The organism is Streptomyces sp. NPDC005423 (assembly GCF_040606415.1).
GTDB lineage: Bacteria > Actinomycetota > Actinomycetes > Streptomycetales > Streptomycetaceae > Streptomyces.
Genome location: NZ_JBEXET010000106.1, coordinates 1 through 2,478, shown reverse-complemented (window position 1 = coordinate 2,478; position 2,478 = coordinate 1). Strand labels below are relative to the sequence as shown.

Genomic DNA, 2,478 nt, shown 5'->3' with positions numbered 1-2,478 from the left:
GTTCAACGTCGTACGGCAGCTGCTCCAGCCGGCCCTCGTCTCCCTGATGCCGGAGCCGGCGCCGGGGACGGAAACGGAGACTTCAGGCCGGACCAGGCGGCTCAGTGCCGGGGCCGGGCGGCTACGGAGTGGGCCCCGGGACTCGGCGCGGGTACGGAATCCGGTCCCGGGGTCCGGCCCGACGGCTGTGCCGAACGCTGTCAGCTGATCGGCGGCCCGGGCTCAGGACTCGGCACCGGCTCAGGACCCGGCGGCACCGGGGACGGCAACGGAGGCTCCGGAGCCGGACCGGGCGGCTGCGGACCCGGACCGGGCGGCTGCGGAGTGGGCACGGGGTCCGGGCCGGGCTCGGGACCCGGAGCGGGAACGGGGTCCGGTCCCGGAGTCGGGCCGGGCGGTACGGGGTCGGGGAACGGCAGGGTCATCGTCTCCTCCAGCCAGTCGGTACGTCGGCTCTCGATCAATGTCCCCCGCCTACCCGGTGTCTCGACGGCCACTCACCCAAGTGGGCCCGCGCGAGCCGCACGGCGGCCGCCAGACCGGGGCGGGGACTGGCACACCCCCGCGCTCACTCACCCGAGTGGGCCCGCGCGAGCCGCACGGCGGCCGCCAGACCGGGGCGGGGACTGGAGCGCCGCCAACGGTCACTCACCCAAGTGGGCCCGCGCGAGCCGCGCGGCGGCGGCCAGACCTGCCCGGGGACTGGACAGCACCGGAAGAGCGGTGGTCGTCAGTCGCTGGGCCGGCGCCATCGATGCCTGGGCCAGGACGATCGCGTCGGCGCCGGTGACCGCGTCAGCTCCGGCCGCCACCAGCCGGGCACAGCCCCCGGCGTCACCGGCCTCGAAACACGCCCAGGCCCCGTCGACGAGCACCGTACGGACGTCGACCGGACGCCCGGCCCGGCGGCCCTCCTCCTCGACGAGCGCCGCCGTCGGCCCCAGGGTGCTCTCCACCGTGGCGAGTACGACCACGCGCGGACCGGCGGCCACGGCCGCCGCGGCCATCGGCCGGTCCACGCGCAGCACGGGCGGACCGCCCCGGGCACCGGCCGCAAGCAGCTCCCCTACCGCGTCGGCCACCGCCCCGGGCCCCTCCCTCCGGGCCCGCGCCAACAGTCCCTCGTCGACGAAGTGCCGTAGTTCCAGGCCCAGATGGTCCTCGTCGCGCAGGGCGTCGAAGACCGGGACGTGAACGGGCGAGGTGTGCAGGAGGGCGAGCATGGGGGCCGGGGTCACCTCTTTGCTCAGAACCGGCCGGGGTGCGCCACCAGCCATCCCTTCGCCGCGGTGAGCAGCTCGGGGGCGGCGGCCAGGGCCTCGTCGGGGTGCCGCTCGGCCCACTTGACGACGTACGGGCAGAGGGGGGCGACCGCGATGCCCTCGCGGGCGGCGATGGCGTAGAGCTCGCGGGCGAGGGAGCCGGCGATGCCCTTCCCCTCGTGGGCCGGTTCGACGAGGGTGTGCACGGGGACGAGGGCGCGCGCCGGGGCTTCGAGCACGAAGTACTCGATGTGGCCGACCACTTCGCCTCCGGCGACGGCCTCCAGGCGGCCGGCGGCCCGGTCGTCGCGGATCTCGGTGTCGCTCATGGGCATCTCCTGCTGCGGTGGTCAGGCCGTGACGGCGTGCGGGCTGCGGGCCTGGTCGGTGCCCGGCGCTGGCTCGGCCGGGTCGGCACCCAGGGCCACGATCCGGTTGGCGCCGTCCACGTGCACGACGCGCGGCTCGAACGCCCTCGCCTCGGCGTCGGTCAGCTGAGCGTAGCTGATGATGATCACCAGGTCGCCGGGGTGGACCAGATGGGCCGCCGCACCATTGATCCCGACGACACCCGAACCGCGCTCCCCCTCGATGACGTACGTCTCCAGACGCGCACCGTTGGTGATGTCCACGATGTGCACCAGCTCACCGGCCAACAGATCGGCGGCGTCGAGCAGTTCGGCATCGATCGTCACGGATCCCACGTAGTGCAGGTCGGCCTGGGTGACGGTGGCTCGGTGGATCTTGGACTTGAACATGGTACGCAACATCGGGGCACTCCCGCAAGTAGGCTCCCTGCCTGCACTTTTACAGGTCAAGGGCTGGTCGACACCCTAACAACGAGTCGCAAATTCGGGCAGCTTGACCCAGGTTATTCAGGACTCATGCTGACCACTTGCCGACTTTCCTGACGCTCCGTCAGGCGACTGGAGGAGGGCTTCGCCCACTCTCGCGGACCTCACCGTGGCGACGGCCCAAGCCTATGCAGCGCCCCCCGAAGGACGTCCGTGATCACCGCCACGCGGACGGTCTGGACGCCAGTCAGGAGCGGAGGCGCTCGACCGGAACTCGAACCACGCGCTGCCATGGGTCCTCTGACCGAGGCCCCTCGTACCCCGCGTCAGTGAGCCCTTTCCCACCTCAGGTTGAGGCGTGGTGAAGGACGACGACGGCCTTCACGATGTTGGTGATCCGGTTGGTGCTGCAGCGGAGCTTG

Annotated in this window: 3 protein-coding genes; all 3 read right to left on the bottom strand. The window is 72.6% G+C overall.

From position 1 onward, the window contains the following. Positions 1 to 644: 644 nt before the first annotated feature. Genes ABZT12_RS39265 through panD form a run of 3 tightly spaced genes read right to left on the bottom strand, consistent with a single transcriptional unit; the run spans position 645 to position 2,032 of the window. Complete coding sequence (locus ABZT12_RS39265; RefSeq protein ID WP_356394651.1) at positions 645 to 1,223, bottom strand: arylsulfatase; 579 nt, start codon at positions 1,221 to 1,223, stop codon at positions 645 to 647. A gap of 23 nt (positions 1,224 to 1,246) precedes the next feature. Continuing rightward, the gene (locus tag ABZT12_RS39260) at positions 1,247 to 1,591 is read right to left on the bottom strand and encodes a GNAT family N-acetyltransferase (protein ID WP_356394648.1); all 345 of its coding nucleotides are present in this window, start codon (positions 1,589 to 1,591) and stop codon (positions 1,247 to 1,249) included. Positions 1,592 to 1,612: 21 nt separating this feature from the next. Continuing rightward, positions 1,613 to 2,032: an aspartate 1-decarboxylase gene (gene panD / locus ABZT12_RS39255; protein WP_356394645.1), complete on the bottom strand. Its 420-nt coding sequence runs from the start codon at positions 2,030 to 2,032 to the stop codon at positions 1,613 to 1,615. Positions 2,033 to 2,478 lie beyond the last annotated feature (446 nt).

What these genes read in the sequence shown, in the direction of transcription:
- ABZT12_RS39260 (WP_356394648.1), bottom strand. Translation starts at nt 1,591, where the DNA reads ATGAGCGACACCGAGATCCGCGACGACCGGGCCGCCGGCCGCCTGGAG.
- panD (WP_356394645.1), bottom strand. Translation starts at nt 2,032, where the DNA reads ATGTTGCGTACCATGTTCAAGTCCAAGATCCACCGAGCCACCGTCACC.
- ABZT12_RS39265 (WP_356394651.1), bottom strand. Translation starts at nt 1,223, where the DNA reads ATGCTCGCCCTCCTGCACACCTCGCCCGTTCACGTCCCGGTCTTCGAC.